This is a genomic window from Herbaspirillum sp. Her4 (assembly GCF_057961335.1).
In genome coordinates this window covers 2,810,015-2,829,874 of record NZ_CM176330.1, presented here as the reverse complement: position 1 = coordinate 2,829,874, position 19,860 = coordinate 2,810,015, and the positions used below count along the sequence as shown (strand labels likewise).

14 protein-coding genes are annotated in these 19,860 nt (G+C 64.6%); 3 read left to right on the top strand and 11 right to left on the bottom strand.

What is annotated here, in order from left to right; translation table 11 throughout:
- The first annotated feature begins 135 nt into the window (after positions 1 to 135).
- Positions 136 to 1,965, top strand: a complete 1,830-nt coding sequence (pabB, locus tag ACWFUC_RS12760) for an aminodeoxychorismate synthase component I (RefSeq protein WP_489625061.1) — start codon at positions 136 to 138, stop codon at positions 1,963 to 1,965.
- A gap of 23 nt (positions 1,966 to 1,988) precedes the next feature.
- Here the strand turns inward: pabB and ACWFUC_RS12755 are convergent, their stop codons facing one another.
- From ACWFUC_RS12755 to ACWFUC_RS12730, 6 genes are all read right to left on the bottom strand, one after another.
- The gene (locus tag ACWFUC_RS12755; protein WP_134134856.1) at positions 1,989 to 3,530 is read right to left on the bottom strand and encodes an efflux transporter outer membrane subunit; all 1,542 of its coding nucleotides are present in this window, start codon (positions 3,528 to 3,530) and stop codon (positions 1,989 to 1,991) included.
- Between the two features lie 22 nt (positions 3,531 to 3,552).
- Positions 3,553 to 6,789 carry an efflux RND transporter permease subunit gene (locus ACWFUC_RS12750; RefSeq protein WP_286869175.1) on the bottom strand — a complete coding sequence of 1,079 codons (3,237 nt, stop codon included), beginning with the start codon at positions 6,787 to 6,789 and terminating at the stop codon, positions 3,553 to 3,555.
- Between the two features lie 12 nt (positions 6,790 to 6,801).
- Positions 6,802 to 9,951 (bottom strand): MdtB/MuxB family multidrug efflux RND transporter permease subunit, encoded by a 3,150-nt coding sequence (locus tag ACWFUC_RS12745; protein WP_489625060.1) that lies wholly within the window; start codon positions 9,949 to 9,951, stop codon positions 6,802 to 6,804.
- Positions 9,952 to 9,966: 15 nt separating this feature from the next.
- Positions 9,967 to 11,559, bottom strand: a complete 1,593-nt coding sequence (locus ACWFUC_RS12740) for an MdtA/MuxA family multidrug efflux RND transporter periplasmic adaptor subunit (RefSeq protein WP_489625059.1) — start codon at positions 11,557 to 11,559, stop codon at positions 9,967 to 9,969.
- A gap of 30 nt (positions 11,560 to 11,589) precedes the next feature.
- Positions 11,590 to 11,832: a hypothetical protein gene (locus tag ACWFUC_RS12735; protein WP_489625058.1), complete on the bottom strand. Its 243-nt coding sequence runs from the start codon at positions 11,830 to 11,832 to the stop codon at positions 11,590 to 11,592.
- Positions 11,833 to 12,049: 217 nt separating this feature from the next.
- The gene (locus ACWFUC_RS12730; RefSeq protein WP_039786102.1) at positions 12,050 to 12,598 is read right to left on the bottom strand and encodes a Spy/CpxP family protein refolding chaperone; all 549 of its coding nucleotides are present in this window, start codon (positions 12,596 to 12,598) and stop codon (positions 12,050 to 12,052) included.
- A 235-nt stretch (positions 12,599 to 12,833) separates the two neighbouring features.
- Here ACWFUC_RS12730 and ACWFUC_RS12725 point away from each other — a divergent pair, with 235 nt between their 5' ends.
- Positions 12,834 to 13,571: a response regulator gene (locus ACWFUC_RS12725; protein ID WP_199900344.1), complete on the top strand. Its 738-nt coding sequence runs from the start codon at positions 12,834 to 12,836 to the stop codon at positions 13,569 to 13,571.
- The gene (locus ACWFUC_RS12720) at positions 13,568 to 14,950 is read left to right on the top strand and encodes an ATP-binding protein (RefSeq protein ID WP_489625057.1); all 1,383 of its coding nucleotides are present in this window, start codon (positions 13,568 to 13,570) and stop codon (positions 14,948 to 14,950) included. The genes ACWFUC_RS12725 and ACWFUC_RS12720 overlap by 4 nt, the downstream gene beginning before the upstream one ends.
- 89 nt (positions 14,951 to 15,039) lie before the next feature.
- Here the strand turns inward: ACWFUC_RS12720 and trpS are convergent, their stop codons facing one another.
- The 5 genes from trpS to ACWFUC_RS12695 form a co-directional block, all read right to left on the bottom strand.
- Positions 15,040 to 16,083 (bottom strand): tryptophan--tRNA ligase, encoded by a 1,044-nt coding sequence (gene trpS / locus ACWFUC_RS12715; RefSeq protein ID WP_489625056.1) that lies wholly within the window; start codon positions 16,081 to 16,083, stop codon positions 15,040 to 15,042.
- A 275-nt stretch (positions 16,084 to 16,358) separates the two neighbouring features.
- Positions 16,359 to 16,916, bottom strand: coding sequence for a glycine zipper family protein (locus tag ACWFUC_RS12710; protein WP_489625055.1), 558 nt, complete (start codon positions 16,914 to 16,916; stop codon positions 16,359 to 16,361).
- A gap of 48 nt (positions 16,917 to 16,964) precedes the next feature.
- Positions 16,965 to 17,309, bottom strand: coding sequence for a hypothetical protein (locus ACWFUC_RS12705; protein WP_034332345.1), 345 nt, complete (start codon positions 17,307 to 17,309; stop codon positions 16,965 to 16,967).
- A 319-nt stretch (positions 17,310 to 17,628) separates the two neighbouring features.
- Entirely contained in the window at positions 17,629 to 19,017 is a 1,389-nt protein-coding gene (gene fumC, locus ACWFUC_RS12700) for a class II fumarate hydratase (RefSeq protein ID WP_134134844.1), read from the bottom strand.
- 417 nt (positions 19,018 to 19,434) lie between these two features.
- Entirely contained in the window at positions 19,435 to 19,785 is a 351-nt protein-coding gene (locus tag ACWFUC_RS12695) for a DUF3579 domain-containing protein (RefSeq protein ID WP_008327247.1), read from the bottom strand.
- Positions 19,786 to 19,860 lie beyond the last annotated feature (75 nt).

The following is a 19,860-nucleotide window of genomic DNA, read 5'->3' as shown; positions in this document are numbered from 1 at the left end:
ACGTTGCGTGCCGCCCGGCAAGCCTTCAAGTATACCTTTTACGCTATCATGCTGCCGACCGCGCCCCGCGACGGCTTGCCCGGCGGCATCCCTGTCCCTGCGGCCTTCCCCGCTCTTCTGTTTGCACGGCCCTTCATGAACGATTGCTTCGCCCTCCTCGACGACCACCAGGCCAGCCCGGCCGAACCGCGCTCGCGCCTCTATACCGGGCATGTGCGCACCCTGGCCTGCGCGGATGCGGCGGGCTTCCCGGCGATGCTCGAAACGATGCAGGCGGCGCTGGCCGAGGGGCAGCACGCCGTGGCCTTGTGGAGCTATGAACTGGGCGCGGCGCTGCAGGGCTTGCCGCATCGTGCGCTCTCCGGCCCTTTGGCGCGCGTGCTCTTGTTTGCGCATTGCGCGCATTTGTCGGCCGCCGAAGTGGATGCATGGCTGTCTGCGCAAGTGCAATCCGACAACGCGGGCATTACACGTCTGCGCAGCAACGTCGATGAGGCCGCCTTCACTGCAGCCATCGACCGTATCCGCGAGTACATCGCGGCCGGTGATACCTACCAGGTCAACTACACCTATCGCCTGCACTTCGATGTGCTGGGTGATCCCATCACCCTGTACCGTCACCTGCGTGCGCGCCAGCCGGTGCCGTATGGCGCACTGGTGCGCGATGACGCGGGCGGCATGGTGCTCTCGTGTTCGCCGGAATTGTTCGTCGCCCATCAGCAAGGAACGCTCAAGGCCAAGCCCATGAAGGGCACCGCACGCGCCGTACCGGCCACACAGGAAGGTGCGGACACGCTCAATGCCCAGCGCGCCCTGGCCCTGGCCAACGATGAAAAGAACCGTGCAGAAAACCTCATGATCGTCGACCTGCTGCGCAATGACCTGGGCCGCGTGGCGGTGCCGGGCTCGGTGCAGGTGCCGCATCTGTTCGACGTGCGCCGCTACGGGCAGGTGCTGCAGATGACTTCGACCATCCGCGCCCGCCTGCGCGAAAACGCCACGCTGGCCGACACGATGGCTGCGCTCTACCCTTGCGGCTCGATCACCGGTGCGCCCAAACGCCGCACCATGCAGATCATCGATGAACTGGAGACCGCGCCGCGCGGACTCTATACCGGTGCCATCGGCTGGTTCGCGCCGCCGCGTGCGGAGGGTCCGGCCATCGGTGACTTCTGCCTCTCGGTACCGATCCGCACGCTGGAATTGCAGGCAGCCCAGGACGGTGTGCGCCAGGGTGTGATGGGGGTTGGTGCAGGCATCGTCTACGACAGCGAGGCTGCGTCCGAATTTGCGGAATGCCAGTTGAAGTCAGGCTTCCTCACGGAATTGGCACAAAGCGTCAGCTTGTTTGAAACCATCCACGCCACGCGCGCTGGCTGCCGCCATCTGGAGCTGCATCTGGCGCGCCTGAAGAATTCTGCTTCACAGCTGGGCTATCCCTGCGATACGACGGCGATTGCACTGCGGCTCGATGCGGCCTGTGCTGAACTTTCTGACCAAACGTCCTATCGGCTGCGGCTGGCGCTGGATGCCCAGGGCGGCATCACGATCCAGCATGCGCCCCTGAACCCGCTGACCGCTCCGGTCAAGGTCTTCCTGGCCGACAACGCCACCGACAGCAGCGACCTTTTCCTGCGTCACAAGAGCAGCCAGCGCGCCTGCTACGACGCCGCCTGGCAGGAGGCCGAACGACGGGGCGGCTTTGACCAGCTCTTCTTCAATGAACGGGATGAACTGACCGAAGGCGGCCGCAGCAATGTCTTCGTCAGGATCGGCGGCCGCTGGTGCACGCCACCGCTGGCTTGCGGCGTCCTGCCGGGCGTGATGCGGCGCGTACTGCTGGACGACCGGCAATGGGATGCGGTGGAAGCCGTCATCACCCGCACCGACCTGCTGGCGGCAGAGGAAATCGTGGTCTGCAACGCCTTGCGCGGTGCCGTGCCAGCGGTGCTGGTCACCGCCTGACCCGACTACACACCCAATTCAACTCAACGCAGCGCTGCGTTGTCCTTCAATCCCTTGGCCTTGTCGGCCACCTGCTGTTGCAGCGGGCCGAGGTCATCCAGGCTATGCCCGTCCCAGCCCCCGCCCAGCGCCTTGGCCAGCAGCACGCTGGCGGCCATGCGGCGGTTGAGGATGCTCAATGAAGTCAGCTCGGCCGACAGCGCGGTGGCCTGTGCCGTGATGACGTTGACGTAGCTCACCGTCCCCGCCTTGTACTGATTGGTCACCAGCGTGACGGCCTGGCGTGCGGCCTGCAGCGCTTCGCCTTGCACCGCCGCTTCCTGCTCCAGGATGCGCAGCGCGGCCAGGTTGTCTTCCACATCCTGGAAGGCGGTCAGCACCGTCTGCTTGTAGGTGGCGACCGTGCCGTCATAGGTGGCAATGGCCTGGTCGGTGGCCGCTGCGCGCGCACCGCCATCGAAAATCGTTTGCGCCAGTTGCGGACCGAGCGACCAGACGCGTCCCGGCAGCGTGAACCAGTCGGCGAAGGTCGAGCTTTGATACCCGCCCGAGGCCGACAAGGTCAGGCTGGGAAAATACGCCGCCTTGGCTACGCCGATCTTGGCATTGGCCGAGGCCACGCGGCGCTCGGCGGCGGCCACATCGGGACGGCGCTCCAGCAGCATCGACGGCACGCCCTGCGGTACCGGCGGGGCCACGGCCGTGAGCGGTGCGCGCGGCAGCGAGAATTCAGCGGGCGTCTTGCCCACCAGCAGCGCGATGGCATGCTCCACTTGTGCTCGCGTGACGCCGTTGTCCAGCGCGGAGGCCTGCGCCGATTTCAGTTGCGTCTGCGCCTGGATCACATCGGACTTGGCCACCAGACCGGCGGCATACTGGTTCTGCGTGACCTGCAGCGAACGCTGGTAGGCCTGCACCGTGTCTTCCAGCAATTGCTGCTGGGCGTCCAGCACGCGCAGTTGCAGATAGTTCTGCGCCAGCTGTGCCTGCGCCGACAGGCGCGCACCGGCCAGATCGGCCGCGCTGGCCTGGGCGCTGGCCTGGCTGGATTCCACATCGCGCCGCACCTTGCCCCAGATGTCCGCCTCCCACGAGGCAGTCAGCGAGAAGGTATAGGAATTGCGCACACTGCCCGAACTGGAACTGCCGGACGATGAATTCGACGAAGTGGACGTGCTGGAAGACGAACCGGCCGAACCCGACCGTCCGCGCGACGCACCGGCCGAGGCCGCCAGCGTCGGCGAATAGGCCGAGCGCGAGCTTTGCACCAGCGCCACGGCGTTGCGGAAATTGGCTTCGGCCAGCGCCAGGTTCTGGTTGGAGATATCGACCTGCTCGGCCAGCGCATTCAATTGCGGATCGCCGAACATTTCCCACCACTTGCCATCGGCAGCGAGGTCGCGCGGCTGGGCCGGCTTCCAGTTCTGGCCTTCCTTGAAGACGGCGGGGCCGATGTCCATCTGCGGGCGCACGTAGTCGGGGCCCACCGAGCAGGCCGCCAGCGCGAAGCTGGCCGCCAGCACGGTCAGCAGGGGCTTGAGTTTGAACAGGTCTTGATGCGTCATGCGTTTCTCCATGGCGGCAGCCTCAGGCCGCCGAGGTTTCTGTCTTGTTCTTGCGGCCGAAGCGGCGGCGGCTCCAGGCGCTCAGGCGTTCCATGTACAGGTACACCACCGGGGTCGTGTAGAGCGTGAGCAGCTGGCTCACCACCAGCCCGCCCACGATCGAGATGCCCAGCGGCTGGCGCAGTTCAGCGCCATCGCCGTGGCCGATCGCCAGGGGGATCGCACCCAGCAACGCTGCCATGGTGGTCATCATGATGGGACGGAAGCGCAGCTTGCAGGCCTCGAAGATGGCATCGCGCGGCGACATCCCGCGATTGCGTTCGGCATCGATGGCGAAGTCCACCATCATGATGGCGTTCTTCTTGACGATGCCGATCAGCAGGATCACGCCGATCAGGGCAATGAGGCTGAAGTCGGTGCCGGTCACCATCAGCGCCAGCAGCGCGCCCACCCCTGCCGAGGGCAGCGTGGAGATGATGGTGATGGGATGGATCAGGCTCTCGTACAGGATGCCCAGCACGATATACACCGCCAGCAAGGCCGTGAGGATCAGGATGGGCTGGCTGGAGGTGGAAGCCTGGAAGGCATTGGCCGTGCCCGCGAAGGTGCCCAGCACGCTGGTCGGCACGCCCAGTTGCGCCATGGCGCGGTCGATGGCGGCGGTGGCCTGCGACAGCGACACGCCCTCGGCCAGGTTGAAGGACAGCGTGGAGGCCACGAACTGGCCCTCATGGCTGACCGACAGCGCCGTGGTGGTGGGCTCGAAGCGCGAGAAGGCCGCCAGCGGGATCTGTGTCGATGCCGCCGTCGAGATGGTTTGCGCCAACCCCGTGTTGGCATTCAACTTGCCGGCTGCCGACAGCGCCGGCGGTGTCGAGAGGCTGGAGGTGGTCGGCGAGAGATTGGACGAGCCGGCCAGGCTGACATAGGTATCGCGCAGGGTTTCCGGACTCTGCCAGTATTGCGGGGCCGCTTCCATCACCACGTGGTACTGGTTCATGCCGCTGTAGATCGTGGAGATCTGGCGCTGGCCGAACAGATCCGACAGGGTGGAGTCGATCAGCTGCGGCGTGACGCCGGCCCGCATGGCGGTCTCGCGGTCGATGGTCAGCGTGGTCTGCAGGCCGTTGTCCTGCTGGTCGGTGCTGATGTCTTCGAGCTCCTTCAGGTTGGACAGCGCCAGGCGAATCTTGGGCTCCCAGATGCGCAAGAGTCCGACATCGTCCGACTTGAGTGAATACTCATACTGCGAATCGCTCTGCCGCGCGCCGATGCGGATGTCCTGCACCGGCACCAGGAACACCCGCGCACCGGCCACCTTGGCGGTCTTGATGCGCAGCCGTGCCACGATCTTGTCGGCACTGTCTTTTCGTTCAGAGAGCGGTTTGAGCGTCACGTACATGAAGCCGCCGTTGCGCCGTTGTCCGCCGGTGAAGGCCACCACATCGGAGACGGCCGGATCGGCCTTGACGATGTCGATGAACTCGTTGAGCTTGGTGCGCATGGCCTGGAAGGAAATGGCCTGGTCGCCCCGGATGCCGCCGACCAGGCGGCCGGTATCCTGCTGCGGGAAGAAGCCCTTGGGAATCGCCTTGTACAAGTAAACGTTCAATGCAATCGTGCCCAGCAGGATCAGCATCATCAGCGGTGCAGCGCGCAGGGCCCAGGCCAGCGTGCGTTCGTAGGCCAGCAGCATGTCCTCGAAGATGGCCGCACTCTGGTCGGCAATCTTCTGCAGCCACGGGTGGCGGCGCTCGCGGCGCGCGGCATCGCCCTCAGGATCATGGCGCAGCAGCTGCGCGCACATCATGGGCGTGGTCGTCAGCGACACCACCAGCGAGACCAGGATGGCCACCGACAAGGTGATGGCGAATTCGCGGAAGAGCCGCCCGACGATGCCCTCCATCATCAGGATGGGAATGAAGACGGCGATGAGCGAAATGCTCATCGACAGCACCGTGAAGCCCACCTCGCGCGCGCCCAGCAAGGCCGCCTTGTAAGGCTTCATGCCGGCTTCGATGTGGCGCGAAATGTTTTCCAGCACCACGATGGCATCATCGACCACGAAGCCGGTGGCAATGGTCAGCGCCATGAGCGAAAGATTGTCGAGGCTGAATCCGGCCAGGTACATGATGCCGAAGGTCCCGATCAGCGAGACGGGAACGGCCACCGCCGGGATCAGCGTAGCCCGCGCATTGCGCAGGAACAGGAACACCACCATGATCACCAGCGCCACCGACAGCATCAGGGTGAACTCGGTTTCCTTCAGAGAGGCGCGGATGGTCGGGGTGCGGTCCAGCACCACCTTCATGTCGATGGCCGACGGGATCGAGGCCTGCAACTGCGGCAGCAAGGCGCGCACGTTGTCGACCGTCTCGATGATGTTGGCGCCCGGCTGGCGGTTGATGATGATGAGCACCGAAGGCTTGCCGTTGGAAGAACCGGCATTGCGCACATCGGCCACCGAGTCGCGCACCTCGGCCACATCCTGCACCCGCACCGGCGTGCCGTTGCGGTAGGAGACGATCAGCGGCGCATATTCAGCGGCGGTCTTGGCCTGGTCGTTGGCGTAGATCTGCCAGTTGCGGCCATCATCCTCCAGCAAACCCTTGGGGCGATTGGCATTGGTGGCGGCCACGGCCGTGCGCACGTCGGCGCTGCCGATGCCGTATTTGTTGAGCGCCGTCGGATTGAGCTCGATGCGCACCGCCGGCTGCGAACTGCCGCCCACGCTCACCTGCCCCACCCCGCGCACCTGCGACAGTTTCTGCGCCACGATGCTGTCGGCAGCGTCATACATCTGGCCCTGGGTCATGGTGTCGGAGGTCATGGCCAGGATCAGGATGGGCGCATCGGCCGGGTTGACCTTGCGATAGGTCGGATTGCTCGGCATACCGGTAGGCAGCAGGTTGCGCGCGGCATTGAGCGCGGCCTGCACGTCACGGGCGGCACCGTCGATGTCGCGGTTCAGGTCGAACTGCAGGGTGATGCGGGTCGAGTTCTGCGAGCTGGTCGAGGTCATCTCGGTCACGCCCGCAATCGCGCCCATGGCGCGTTCCAGCGGCGTGGCCACGGTGGCCGCCATGGTCTCGGGGCTGGCGCCCGGCAGCGAGGCCGAGATCGAGATGGTCGGGTAATCCACCTGCGGCAGCGGCGAGACCGGCAGCAGGCGGAAGGCCACCATGCCCGCCAGCGCAATGCCGATGGTCAACAGCGTGGTCGCGATGGGACGCTTGATGAAGGGAAGCGAGATATTCATGCGCGCATCCGCTTACACCGCCGGCGGCAGCGTGGCCGGCTTGCCGTCATCATCATCCTCGCCGCCATGGCCCGGCTCACGCTGCCCGAAGCGCGCACGCAGACGGCGGCCCAGGCTGTCGAAACCGAGATAGATCACCGGCGTGGTGAACAAGGTCAGCACCTGCGACACCAGCAGGCCGCCGACCATGGTGATCCCCAGCGGCTGGCGCAGCTCGGAGCCGACACCGGTGCCCAGCATCAGCGGCAGCGCACCCAGCAGTGCCGCCATGGTGGTCATCAGGATGGGGCGGAAGCGCAGCAGACAAGCCTGGTAGATCGCCTCGCGCGGGCTCTTGCCCTGGTGCCGTTCGGCTTCCAGCGCGAAGTCGATCATCATGATGGCGTTCTTCTTGACGATGCCGATCAGCAGGATGATGCCGATGATGCCGATGATGCCGAGATCGGTCCCCGAGATCATCAGCGACAGCAGCGCACCCACACCCGCCGAGGGCAAGGTGGAGAGGATGGTGATGGGATGGATGTAGCTCTCATAGAGCACGCCCAGCACGATGTACATGGTGATGATGGCCGCCAGGATCAGCCACAGCGTATTGGACAGCGAGGCCTGGAAGGCGAGTGCCGCGCCCTGGAAGTTGGTGACGGTGGAATCGGGCATACCGATCTCGTCTTCAGCCGCCTTGATGGCCTTGACCGCTTCGCCCAGCGATGCGCCCTTGGCCAGGTTGAAGGAGACGGTCGCCGCCGGGAACTGGCCGATGTGGTTCACCACCAGCGGGGCCGTGCGTTCGGTGACGGTGGCAATCGAGGACAGCGGGACCTTGCCGCCGGCCGAGGTGACCAGGAAGATGCTGTCCAGTGCCTCGGGGCCGCGCTGGAATTCCGGCTTGACCTCCATCACCACGCGATACAGGTTCGATTGCGTGTAGATGGTGGAGATCAGGCGCTGGCCGAAGGCGTTGTAGAGCGCATTGTCGATGGCGGCCGTGGTGATGCCCAGGCGTGAAGCGGCATTGCGGTCGATCTCGATGTAGGCCTGCAGGCCCTGGTCCTGGAGGTTGGTGGCGACGTCGGCCAGTTGCGGTACCTGCTGCAGACGTGCGATCAGCTTGGGCACCCAGGTACTCAACGTGCCCGGATCGGCATCTTCCAGCGTGAACTGGTACTGCGTGCGCGAGACGCTGTCTTCGATGGTCAAGTCCTGCACCGGCTGCATGTAGAGCGTCACGCCCGGCACCGCCTGCGTGAGCTTCGGTTGCAGGCGGCGGATCACGTCCGAGGCCGAGACATCGCGCTCTTCATGCGGCTTCAGGTTGATGAGCATGCGGCCGCTGTTGAGCGTGGCGTTGGTGCCATCCACGCCGATGAAGGAGGAGAGGCTTTCCACGGCCGGATCTTCCAGCACCACCTTGGCCAGTTGCTGCTGCTTCTCGCCCATGGCACCGAAGGAGATCGATTGCGTGGCCTCGGAGATGCCCTGGATCACGCCCGTATCCTGCAGCGGGAAGAAACCCTTGGGCACGAACACGTACAGCAGCACGGTCAGGCCCAGCGTTGCCACGGCCACCAGGAGCGTCAGCTTCTGGCGCTCCAGCACCCATTCCAGCATCACGCCATAGCGCGCGATGATGCGGTCGAAGAAGGCCTGGCTCTTGTGATAGAACCAGCCCTGCTCTTCTTCCGGCTGGTGGCGCAGCAGGCGCGCGCACATCATCGGGGTGAGGGTCAGCGAAACCACCGCCGAGATCAGGATGGAGACCGCCAGCGTGACCGCGAATTCGTGGAACAGGCGGCCGACCACATCACCCATGAAGAGCAGCGGGATCAGCACTGCAATGAGCGAGAAGGTCAGCGAGATGATGGTGAAACCGATCTGCTCCGCGCCCTTCAGGGCCGCCTGCATGGGCTTCATGCCTTCTTCGATGTAGCGCGAGATGTTCTCTATCATCACGATGGCATCATCGACCACGAAGCCGGTGGCAATGGTCAGCGCCATGAGGGTGAGGTTGTTGATCGAAAAGCCCGCCAGGTACATCACCGCAAAAGTGCCCACCAGCGACAGCGGCACTGCCACGCTGGGAATGATGGTGGCCGGCACATTGCGCAGGAAGACGAAGATCACCATCACCACCAGCGCCACCGAGAGCAGCAGTTCGAACTTCACATCTTCCACCGAAGCGCGGATGGTGGTGGTGCGGTCGGTCAGGATGTGGACATCGATGGCACCCGGCAGGCTGGCCTGCAGCTGCGGCAGGATCTTCTTGATGCTGTCGACCACGGCGATCACGTTGGCACCCGGCTGGCGCTGGATGTTCACGATCACCGCCGGCTGCTGGTTGGCCCAGGCGCCGAGGCGGACGTTTTCTGCACCATCAATCACATCGGCCACATCCGAGACGCGGATGGGCGCACCGTTCTTGTAGGCAATGATGAGGTTGCGGTATTCATCGGCCGAACGCAGCTGGTCGTTGGCATCGATGGTGGAGGCGCGCGTGGGGCCGTCGAAACTGCCCTTGGCCTGGTTGACGTTGGCGTTGCCAATGGCGGTGCGCACGTCATCCAGGTTGAGACCTAGCGCGGCTACCGCTCGCGGATTCAACTGCATGCGCACGGCCGGACGCTGGCCACCCGACAGGCTCACCAGACCGACGCCGGACAATTGCGAAATCTTTTGCGCCAGGCGGGTATCGATCAGGTCCTGCACCTTGGGCAAGGGAATGGTCTTGGAGGTGACCGCCAGCGTGATGATGGGCGTATCAGCCGGATTGACCTTGCTGTAGACCGGCGGCATCGGCAGGTCCGAGGGCAGCAGGTTGCTGCCGGCGTTGATGGCGGCCTGCACTTCCTGCTCGGCCACGTCCAGGCTCAGATCCAGATTGAATTGCAGCGTGATCACCGAAGCCCCGCCGGAGCTGGTGGAGGACATCTGCTTCAGGCCCGGCATCTGGCCGAACTGGCGTTCCAGGGGCGCGGTGACCGAGGAGGTCATCACGTCCGGACTGGCGCCGGGATAGAGCGTGACCACCTGGATGGTCGGGTAATCGACTTCGGGCAGGGCCGACAGCGGCAGGAGCCGGTAGGCCACGATGCCCACCAGCAGGATCGCCAGCATCAGCAAGGATGTGGCGACCGGCCGCAGGATGAACTGGCGCGAGGGATTCATGCGTGAGCCTTGTGCTTACTTGGCGCCGTTGGCGTTGCCTGCATTGTTGGCGGGGGTATTGCTGCCGTTGCCACCACCGGCAGCCGCTTCACGCTGGCGCCGCAGCTCCATCATCTTCTGGCGGCGCTGGTCTTCGGGCAGCTTCTTGATCTCTTCGCCGAATTCACCGGCGTCGATGCGCTTGTTGATTTCGGCCCAGCGTTTCTGGCGTTCTTCCGGACTCAGGTTGCCTTGGCCACCCTGCCCGCCCTGTCCTGCCTCACCGCCCTGGCCACCCTGGCCGCGCTTGCCATGACGGCGTTCCGGATTCTCGGTAGTCAGCTTGTTGGCCGGATCATCCGCGCCGCCGCGTGCCACCGCTTCCACCTTGGCACCTTCGCGCAGGCGGTCGATCCCGTCGATGACCACGGTTTCACCGGCAGCGATGCCATCGGTGATGACGGTCTGGTCATCCTGCACCGGACCGGTCTTGACCGGACGCACGGTGACGGTGTTGTCTTCCTTGACCACGTACACGAACAGGCCCTTCGAACCGCGCTGGATGGCCGCCGTCGGGATGACGATGGCCCCCTCCTCGGTCTTGAGCTGCAGGCGGATATTGACGAACTGGCTGGGGAAGAGCGCGTAATCGGTATTGGGGAACTGCGCCTTGAGCTTGACGGTACCGGTGGTGGAGTCGACCACGTTGTCGATGGTCAGCAGCACGCCATCGGCCAGTTTCTTCTTCTGCTCCCGGTCCCAGGCCTGGGCCGGCAGCTTGCGGCCGCTCTGCAGTTGCTGCAAGACCTTGGGGATATTGTCTTCGGGGATGCTGAAGATGGCCGTGATCGGCTGCAGTTGCGTGATGATGACCAGCCCGTTGGTATCGCTGGTGGTGACGTTGTTGCCCACATCGGCCTGGCGCAGGCCGAGGCGGCCGCTGATCGGCGCGGTCACACGGGTGAACGACAGTTGCAGGCGGGCGCTGGCGACGCTGCCCTCATCGGCCTTGACCGTGCCTTCGTATTGCTTGACCAGCGCGGCCTGGGTATCGACCTGCTGGCTGGCGATCGAGTCCTGCGACAGCAGGGTCTGGTAGCGCTTCAGGTCCAGGCGGGCCGAGGCCAGCAAGGCGCGGTCGCGCGCCAGTTGCCCTTCGGCCTGGGTCAGCGCGGCCTGCAGCGAGCGCGGATCGATCTCCGCCAACAGGTCGCCGGCCTTGACCACCTGGCCTTCCTTGTAATGCAGCTTCATCAGCTGGCCATCCACACGGGCCCGCACGGTGGCCGTGGCGGTCGGGGTCACGGCCCCCAGGCCATTGAGGAAGACATCGACGTTCTGCACCTGGGCCTTGGCCACGCCGACCGGCATGGTCTGGCTCGCGAAGGCGCCGGGACCGCCGGGACGGCGCGCGCCCGGTCCACCGGGGCCGCCTGCGCCAGGGCGTCCGCCCGGGCCGCCCATGGCAGCCATCTGCTCCTGATCGGCCTTCTTCTTGGACCACCACTTGTAGCCGCCACCGGCCGCCAGCGCCGCCACCAGGACCCAGAACCACCAGCGGCGCAGGATGCTGCCGCGAGATGAAGCGTTGGAGGGAGACGGCTGCTTGGAATTGGGAGTATTTGTCATGTCAGGAAAACCAGTGAACCGATCACGTCATCAAGTAATCACGTCAACGGGCCGCCACCATGGCAGCCCGCCGGCATTTATCTGCGCTTTTTCATGTATTTCTTTCAGTACAGATTTCTGTACTGCCTTCTGCTCTTTTTTCTGTACAACGTTCTGCACAGGAATCTGTGCAGGATTCTGTACATTTTTCTGTCTTTCACGACAGGCAAAACGCCAGCTGAAAGCACAAGCGAAGGCGGCCCCTCCTGCCGGAGCAAGGCCGCCCGCCGTCATTCTCTCCGACCAGCCTGACAGCCGTGCAACATTGTCGGCCAGCCACCCCGCGTCCGGGCTGGCACGCAGTGTACCCAGCTATTGCCCGGCTTGCACGGGCTACCAACAAGAACAGCCTTGCGGGGAGACGCAAGGCTGCAAGGGTGGGACTGCCCGCTGCGCCGCCATCAGGCATCCGCCCACCTGCGGCGCAGCGGCAAGTCCTGCCTGGCCGGGATTACTTGGCCGGCGGGGCGTCCGGTGCCGGCTTGCCGTCACGCGGGGGGCCCTTGCGGTCGCCGTGGCGCATGTGCTCCATCTTTTCCCAGCGATGGCGTTCCATCTTGGCGTGTTCGGCATCAAAGATCTTCTGCTGTTCCGGCGACAGGGTCGCGTAGAAGTCCTTGGTGGCGGCGATGCGTTGCTCGGCGAAGGCTTCACGCTTGCGCATCATGTCCAGCTGCTTGTCCAGGCGTTCCGGGGTGGACAGCTTGGCCCATTCGTCCTTGTTGGGACGGCCGGCCTGGTCGAAGGGGGCCGGCTTGGTCTTGTCAAGGAAGAGCTTCCAGGCGGCTTCCTGCGAGGCCGTGATCTTGAGCTTGTCGTGCAGCTCGGCCTGGTGCTTGGCGCGCATCTGCTCGAACTTGGCGATCTGTTCCGGGCTCGGGGCATGGCCGCGGGGGCCGTCCGGGCCGCCCGGGGGCATCTGGGCGAAGGCCGACAGGGTCACGGCGCTGATGCTCACGGCGGCGATGCCGGCCAGGATACGGTTTTTCATTGTCAACATGGCTTGCTCCTTTCAGGGGATGGTGCTCTGATGCGTTCGGCAGCGACGTGCTGCCTTGGCATGGTTCCCATTAAACCGGCGGCGTGTATCAACGGTTTTTCCGCTGTGGCGTCATTTGTATCGCTTTGTATATACGGGAGCTGCCCAGGTATCGTTTTATTTCTGCCCCGCTCCTTGTAAAGACCCGATACAAATCCGCCCTGCACGGACGGACAAGTTCGGCATAATGCGATCCATGGATACAAATACTCACATCCTCGTCGTCGACGACGACCGCGACATCCGCACCCTGCTGGCCGAATACCTGGACAGCAACGGCCTGCGCACCCTCACCGCCACCAATGGCAGCGAAATGCGCCGCGTGCTGGAAGAATCGCGGGTAGACCTGATCGTGCTGGACCTGACCCTGCCGGGCGAGGACGGCCTCACCCTCTGCCGCAACCTGCGCGCCACCTCCTCGGTGCCGGTCATCATGCTGACTGCACGCGGCGAGCCGCTGGACCGCATCCTCGGACTGGAAATGGGGGCCGATGATTACCTGGCCAAACCCTTCGAGCCGCGCGAACTGTTTGCCCGCATCCGCAGCGTCCTGCGCCGCACGCAGGCACTGCCGCCCAACATGGCGCAGCCGGATGTGGCCACCATGCGCTTTGCCGGCTGGACGCTGGACCTCACCGCACGCCACCTGGTCAACAAGGATGGCGTGGTGGTGGCCTTGTCGGGGGCCGAGTTCCGGCTGCTGAAGGTGTTCCTCGACCATCCCAACCGCGTGCTCAATCGCGACCAGTTGCTGGAACTCACGCAAGGCCGCGAATCCGATCCCTTCGACCGTTCGGTGGATATCCAGATCAGCCGCCTGCGCCAGAAACTGGGCGACGATGCCCGCACGCCGACCATCATCAAGACCGTGCGCAATGAAGGTTATGTGCTGGCCACCACGGTCACGGCCGAAGGCGCAGGCCGGTCGGCATGAAGAATTTCATTGGCTCCATCGGCAACCGCATCTTCTTCCTGCTGCTGGGCGGGATCGTGGTGGCGGTATTCGCCACCAACTGGCTGGCCGGCAACGAGCGCCGCAATACCTTGCGCGAACTGCGCTTCCAGCACCTGGCCGACCGCGTCGAACAGATCGTGCAGGCGGTGGACGACATCCCGCCGGCACAGCGCCCCATCGTGCTGCAGGCCGCCACCAACTTCGGTTTCGAGGCACGCATGGTGGAGGACATGAACGACGCCATCGGTCCCAATGCCAGCACCAGCCCGCTGATAGAGATGCTGCAGGCACGCCTGGGCGAGGACCGCAAGATTGCCGTGCAGCGCGAGAGCGAGTGCCCGCCCCTGCGTGCCGACGACGGACGAGGACCGCGTCGCGATACCTGCCGCGTCATCTACATCAGCCTGCATGACCAGGCGCTCATGCGCCTGCGCCTGCACCAGCCGGGCGAACCGCCTGCCCTGCGCGGGCGTGGTCCGGGCGGGCCGGCCGGTCTGTTCGGGCTGCAATACATTCTGCTGTTTTTGGTCCTGATCGCCATGCTGGCCTGGCTGGTGGCGCGCATGGCCACGCGCCCGATCCGCCAGCTGGCGCAAGCCGCTTCGCGCCTGGGCAGCGACATCGACCATGCACCGCTGCCCGAGACGGGACCGACCGAGATCCGCCAGGCGGCCCACGCCTTCAATGCCATGCAGGCGCGCATCCGCCGCCAGATCCAGCACCGCACCCACATGCTGGCGGCCATCACGCATGACCTGCAGACCCCGTTGACGCGCATGCGCCTGCGGCTGGAGAAGGTCACCGATGCCCCGCTGCAGCAGAAGCTCATCGACGACCTGGGCGTGATGCACGGCATGGTGCGGGAGGGGCTGGACCTGGCGCGCAGCATGGATTCTTCCGAGAAGATCCAGGCGCTGGATATCGATTCCCTGCTCGACAGCGTCTGCGCCGACGCCGCCGATGCCGGCCAGGATGTGGCCCTGCAAGGCAGTACCCGCGCCTTCGTGCTGGCCCAGCCGGGCGCACTGCGGCGCTGCCTGACCAACCTGATCGACAATGCCTGCAAGTACGGCAAGTCGGCGCGGGTGTCCATCGCGCTGGAACAGCAGAAGATCGCCATCCGCATCCGCGACCAGGGGCCGGGCATTCCGGAGTCCGAACTGGAGGCGGTGTTCGAACCCTTCTATCGCCTGGAGGCCTCGCGCTCGCGCGATACCGGCGGCACCGGGCTGGGGCTGACCATTGCGCTCAATATCGCCGAGAACCATCACGGCCAGCTGCGCCTGCGCAACCTGCAGGAAGGCGGACTGGAAGTGCTGCTGGAATTGCCGCCGATGACGCCGACCAAAAATCGGTAAAAAACTTCACCCAGGCATGTAAAAAACCGCCGCAAACCCTGTTGGGATGCGGCGGTTTTCATTTATCGGCCAAAAAGCGCCGAGCCGGGTCACCCGAAGTAGTTCAGGCCCAGGGCGGCGTTGACTTCCGACATGGTCTGCGCGGCCACGGCGCTGGCGCGTTCGGTGCCGCGCTTCAAGATGGCCAGCACTTCGCCGCGATCCTTGGCGAATTCTTCGCGACGGGTGCGGATGGGTTCGAGCATCTCCTGCAGGATTCCTTCCAGGCGACGCTTGACCACGCTGTCGCCCAGGCCGCCCCGGGTGTAGTGGGCCTTCAGTTCGGCCACGGCGTCGCGGTCGGGGTCGAAGGCATCCAGGAAGGTGAAGACCACATTGCCCTCGACCTGGCCCGGATCATCCACGCGCAGGTGGTTGGGGTCGGTGTACATGCGGTGTACGGCCTGCTTGATCTCGGCCGGGGTCGCGCCGAGGGCGATCGAGTTGCCCAGCGACTTGCTCATCTTGGCCTTGCCGTCGATGCCGGGCAGGCGGCCGGTTTCGGAGAGCACTTCCTTGCACTCGACCAGCACTTCGCGGTCCACGGTGGCGTTGAATTTGCGCACCAGTTCATTGGTCTGCTCGATCATGGGCAACTGATCGCTGCCCACCGGCACCAGTTGGCCCTTGAAGGCGGTGATGTCGGCAGCCTGGCTGACCGGATAAGTCAGGAAGCCGGCCGGGATGTCGCGCTCGAAGCCGCGCAGGCGGATCTCTTCCTTGATGGTGGGGTTGCGTTCCAGGCGCGAGACCGTCACCAGGTTCAGCAGCACCATCGACAGCTCGTAGAGCTCACGCACCTGGGACTGGATGAAGATGGTCGACTTCTCGGGATCGATGCCCACGGCCAGGTAGTCCAGCGCCACTTCGAGCACGTTGTCGGTGACTTTCTGGTGGCGGCCGACGTTGTCGGTCATGGCCTGGGTATCGGCCAGCAGCAGGAACTGGCGCGAGGTTTCCTGCAGCGCCACGCGCGACTTGAGCGAGCCGATGTAGTGACCCAGGTGCAAGGGACCGGTAGGACGATCGCCGGTGAGGACGACGGGCAAGCTGCTGCTGGTGGTGGGGGTGGAGCTCGTGGCGTTCGAAGACATGGTCATTCCTGATCGTTAATCTCTGGAATGCCGCCGGTCCCGAAGCTGAAGAAACAATGCCGCCGGAACCGGCGGCATCATGGTCACATGGTCAAGCTGTGTGAAAACGGGCCGCCTCGTTCAGGCGCGCCACCAATGCTGGGTTTTCGCAAGTTGATCTTTTCGGAAAAGCATGGCGGCGAGTATAGCACCGGCAGCGCGCCATGTTGCGTTGCATAAGAAAAAACCGCCTGCAAGGAGGCGGTTCAGGCGCTGGGCTCGGCTTGTGCGCGGGTTCAATACGCGCCCGGTGGCGGACCGTAATACACCGGCGGTGGGCCGTAATACCCCGGGGGCGGCGGCGGTGCGTAGTAGCGCGGGCGATAGGTATAGACGGTGGTGGTCTGCACCGGCTGCTGCACCTGATTACCCTTGCTGTACATGCACTGGGTATAGGTCATGTCGTAGCGCTGCTGCATCGAGTAATTGCCTCCGGCGGCGGCATCGCTGCCGGCGGCACTGCCCACCAGCAGGCCACCGCCGGCACCGATGGCCGCGCCCGCACCGGCATTGCCCGAAGCTGCACCGATGAGCGCACCGGCCACGGCACCCACGGCAGTGCCGACTGCGGCGCTGTTGGCGGCATTGTTCTGGGTCTGCGCGGCCTGGCCGCCGATGGCGTCCTGGGCGTATTGCTGGCATTGCTGCTGGTCGGCGCGGAACTGTTCGTAGGTCTTGTCCTTGCCGGGCATGGCCATCACCGACGGGCCGGTCGGCACGCTCACGCAGCCACCCAGCGCCAGCATGGCGCCGACGGCGGTCACGGTCGCGGCGGTCTTGTAGAGGGGTTTCACGATGTTTCCTTTATCGGGGATCGACGAATTACGTAGCTTGGGCAAGGCTTATTGCGGCGGCGTACTGCCCGGCACGCCCGGCGTATTGGGCACGACCTTCATCCAGGGGCTGGGGCAGTTCTGGACGTAGGGATAGTAGGACTTGGACTCGGCGCAGTAGTACCAGTAGTCCTGGCGCTGCGGCTCCACGTAGACCGGTGCGGGGGCCCGCTCCACGTAGACCGGCGGCGGGTAATACACCGGTGGCGGATAGTAGACCGGGGGCGGCACCCACACTGGTCCACCGATCACCACGCCACCATAGAAGCGCCCGTGCGCATAGGCCGAAGCGCTGGCGACCAGGCCGGCTACCGCCAGCACGCCACAGACGCCAATTGCCGCTAGTTTTTTCATGTTGTTGCCCTCGGGGGTGTCTCAGAATAGTTGGAAGGTCTGGAATGCTTGCCGGATGGCATCAAGGCCGCGTTCCCCACGCAGCCGTATCAGCCTGTAATCCTTGCCTGGTGCGGCTTGCAGACGCATCTGGCGCAGGAAAGCAATATACGCCGGGGCTGCGGTGAAATCTTGAGATGTTTCAATTCGTAACCCTAATCAACAGAGATATACACGGGGTTGAAAAGGCTTTGCAATCAGGGGCTTGAGCCTCGTTTCCAAGCAGCAAAAAGGGCATGGCGATTACGCCATGCCCCATCTGCCAAACCCGTGTACGGCTTCAACCCGGCCGCGTCATCTGCTCCGGCTTGATCCACTCGGCAAACTGTTCTTCCGTCACATAACCGAGCGCCAGCGCCGCCTGCTTCAGGGTGGTGCCGTCGTGATGCGCCTGCTTGGCGATCTTGGCAGCCTTGTCGTAACCGATGTGCGGGGCCAGGGCCGTCACCAGCATGAGCGACTTTTCCATCAGATCGCCGATGCGGCTGTGGTTGGCTTCGATGCCGCGCGCGCAGTGCTCCTCGAAGCTGGCCATGCCGTCGCCCAGCAAACGAACGCTCTGCAGGAAGTTGTGAATGATCACCGGCTTGAACACATTGAGCTCGAAATTGCCGCTGGCACCGCCAATGTTGAGCGCCACATCATTGCCGAACACCTGTGCGCACAGCATGGTCATGGCTTCGCATTGGGTCGGATTGACCTTGCCCGGCATGATGGAACTGCCCGGCTCATTCTCGGGAATGGTGATCTCGCCCAGCCCCGAACGCGGACCGGAAGCCAGCCAGCGAACGTCGTTGGCGATCTTCATCATGGCTGCCGCCAGGGTCTTGAGTCCGCCGTGCGCGGCCACCAGGGCATCGTGCCCGGCCAGCGCGGCAAACTTGTTGGGCGCGGTCTTGAAGGGGAAACCGAAGTACTTGGCCAGCTCGGCCGCCACGCGCTCGCCGAATTCGGGATGCGCGTTCAAACCAGTGCCGACCGCCGTGCCGCCAGCGGCCAGCTCGGAGATGGCATTGAGGGTGGCGATGATGGCCGACTCGGCATGATCCAGCTGGGCCACGTAGCCCGAGAACTCCTGGCCCAGCGTCAGCGGCGTGGCGTCCTGCAGGTGGGTGCGGCCGATCTTGACGATGTCGGCAAACTGCGCGGACTTGTCCGCCAGCGTGGCGCGCAGGGTGTGCAGCGAGGGAATCAGGTGCGTGGCCACCGCCATGCAGGCCGCCACGTGCATGGCCGTCGGGAAGATGTCGTTGGAGGACTGGCCGCGGTTGACGTCGTCATTCGGGTGGATCAGGCGATCCTCGCCGCGCACGCCGCCCAGCAGTTCGGAAGCGCGGTTGGCCAGCACCTCGTTCATGTTCATGTTGCTCTGGGTGCCGGAACCGGTCTGCCAGACCGACAGCGGAAACTCCAGCGGATGCTTGCCGGCGATGACCTCATCGGCCGCCGCGATGATGGCGTCGGCTTTCTTGCCGTCCAGCTTGCCCAGGTCGCGGTTGACGGCGGCACAGGCGCGCTTGACGGCGGCCAGGGCCACGATCAGCTCGGCCGGCATGCGCTCGGTGGAAATGTGGAAGTGGTGCAGCGAACGTTCGGTCTGCGCGCCCCACAGGCGATCGGCAGGGACTTCGATCAGGCCAAAGGTGTCGCGCTCCATGCGGTGGTTCATGATGCTGGTTCTCCGTGATGAGAGGGCCGCGGGCGGCCCGATGATCCCGTGAGACTCTGGCGCAAGCTGAAGGCTGAGTCACCGACGAGACCGACAAGATGACGGTTAGGGCCTGTTCACATTAAATCTGCGAGTGCGAGAGGTCGCCAAGCGTTGTCTGCCTAGGCGCGGCGACGCGCCGTGGTGGTGCCACGGCAAGGAGCTGCAACAACGGCAGGCGACGCTTGGCGGCCTCTCCCGGAGGGTTGCCCCCAGAAGGCGTGGTGGCAACGCATCTCGCAGATTTAATGTGAACAGGCCCTAGTGTAACGGCTGGCAGGACCGCCCGCAGGAAGCGGCGGCATGAAGCTGGCGAGGGTACGGCAATGCGGCAGGCAGACCGGGACGGCGGATTGCCGCAGCGGTCGTGGCGAGGAATCAGCCGGCCTTGTTGTCCTTGGGCGGATCCGGCAGCACACAGGCCTCGACCACTTGCAGGTCGTTGTCCTTGGCGAAGTTGACCACGAAGTGATAGGCCAGCGGCTCCAGCTCGCGCAGGGCTTCGTTGACCACCACCGAGCGCACGCCATCGATGTGGGTGGGCAGCACGTAGGGAGAATATTTCAGGTGTGCATTGCGACCGCCACTGCCTTCGGGACGGAAGCACGACATCACGCCGCACAGGCGCTCCGCCCAGTCGCTGGGGCGGAACTGCCGGCCATCCGAGGTCTTGCCCAGGATGATGAATTCTTTGGCCGGTGCGTTTGCGGGTTTGATGGGATCAGCCATACATGCATTCTTCTAAAGCGCTTGCAACCGAATGCCCTTGTCCTGGTGGGACCGGAGCCCTGGAGTCCGCGGTGC

Coding starts and splice junctions, on each gene's coding strand:
- pabB (WP_489625061.1), top strand. CDS start 136: ATGAACGATTGCTTCGCCCTCCTCGACGACCACCAGGCCAGCCCGGCC.
- ACWFUC_RS12755 (WP_134134856.1), bottom strand. CDS start 3,530: ATGACGCATCAAGACCTGTTCAAACTCAAGCCCCTGCTGACCGTGCTG.
- ACWFUC_RS12750 (WP_286869175.1), bottom strand. CDS start 6,789: ATGAATATCTCGCTTCCCTTCATCAAGCGTCCCATCGCGACCACGCTG.
- ACWFUC_RS12745 (WP_489625060.1), bottom strand. CDS start 9,951: ATGAATCCCTCGCGCCAGTTCATCCTGCGGCCGGTCGCCACATCCTTG.
- ACWFUC_RS12740 (WP_489625059.1), bottom strand. CDS start 11,559: ATGACAAATACTCCCAATTCCAAGCAGCCGTCTCCCTCCAACGCTTCA.
- ACWFUC_RS12735 (WP_489625058.1), bottom strand. CDS start 11,832: ATGACGGCGGGCGGCCTTGCTCCGGCAGGAGGGGCCGCCTTCGCTTGT.
- ACWFUC_RS12730 (WP_039786102.1), bottom strand. CDS start 12,598: ATGTTGACAATGAAAAACCGTATCCTGGCCGGCATCGCCGCCGTGAGC.
- ACWFUC_RS12725 (WP_199900344.1), top strand. CDS start 12,834: ATGGATACAAATACTCACATCCTCGTCGTCGACGACGACCGCGACATC.
- ACWFUC_RS12720 (WP_489625057.1), top strand. CDS start 13,568: ATGAAGAATTTCATTGGCTCCATCGGCAACCGCATCTTCTTCCTGCTG.
- trpS (WP_489625056.1), bottom strand. CDS start 16,083: ATGTCTTCGAACGCCACGAGCTCCACCCCCACCACCAGCAGCAGCTTG.
- ACWFUC_RS12705 (WP_034332345.1), bottom strand. CDS start 17,309: ATGAAAAAACTAGCGGCAATTGGCGTCTGTGGCGTGCTGGCGGTAGCC.
- fumC (WP_134134844.1), bottom strand. CDS start 19,017: ATGAACCACCGCATGGAGCGCGACACCTTTGGCCTGATCGAAGTCCCT.
- ACWFUC_RS12695 (WP_008327247.1), bottom strand. CDS start 19,785: ATGGCTGATCCCATCAAACCCGCAAACGCACCGGCCAAAGAATTCATC.